The organism is Vibrio sp. 1580, from assembly GCF_033340055.1.
On record NZ_JAWOVT010000094.1, the window covers coordinates 1 to 986 of the forward strand.

The following is a 986-nucleotide window of genomic DNA, read 5'->3' on the forward strand; positions in this document are numbered from 1 at the left end:
GATTTTCGCGACTATTACTTCTTTGATGGGGAGAGTAATCACTATATTGGCTGGAAAGGTATCGACAATCTGCCGGTATTGAATTTTGAGAATCACGAAGTCAGAGAATATATCTACCAAGGTGAGGCGTCGGTTATCAAACATTGGCTGAAGCCACCATATTCCGTGGATGGCTGGCGTTTTGATGTCATTCATATGCTAGGTGAAGGGGAGGGGGCGAAAAACAACGCTCACTACGTGAAAGCATTTCGCCAAGCGACCAAATCCGTTAATCCGAATGCTTATGTGTTAGGTGAGCATTTTTTTGAGGCGACTCAATGGCTGCAAGGGGAGCAAGAAGACGGAGCGATGAACTACTAAGGTTTTGCCCACCCTGTTCGAGCGTTTATCGCGCATCAAGACATCACGTACGACCCAATCGATATAGATGGTTTTGAGTTCAAAGCGTGGTTGGATGAAGCCAGAGCAAAAGTTCCTTTTGCCAATCAGCTCTCACAACTCAATCAACTTGATAGCCATGACACGGCGCGTTTTCTCACCTTGGTGAATGGGGATGAGAAAAAAATGCAAATCGCGTTGGCCTTACTCATGACTTATGTCGGCGCACCATGCATTTATTATGGTAGTGAAGTCGGTCTTGAGGGAAGCTTTGACCCAGATAACAGACGTTGTTTCCCTTGGCATTTAGTTCAGGGTTCGCATTGGATCCATCTGTACCAACAGTGGATTGAAATTCGCAAACAGTTCAAAGCCCTACAATCTGGCAGCATGCAATGGCTTTATTGTGACGAAAGAGCATTTGCTTATGCAAGACAGCTTGGTGAAGAGACGCTCATTGTTGCAGTCAATATTGGTCTACAAGAAAGCACGATTGACCTACCATTGTGGCAGTTAGGCTTGAATGCGAAACACTTGCATCAATTATTAGATAAGTGTGAAATAATTGATTATGAAGGTCATGTTTCTGTCAATATGGCAGCATTAAG

General features: G+C 44.2%; 1 pseudogene. It reads left to right on the forward strand.

Annotated elements, in window-relative coordinates:
- Window positions 1-986: pseudogene (locus R7093_RS24260) on the forward strand (alpha-amylase family glycosyl hydrolase); the annotation flags it as partial.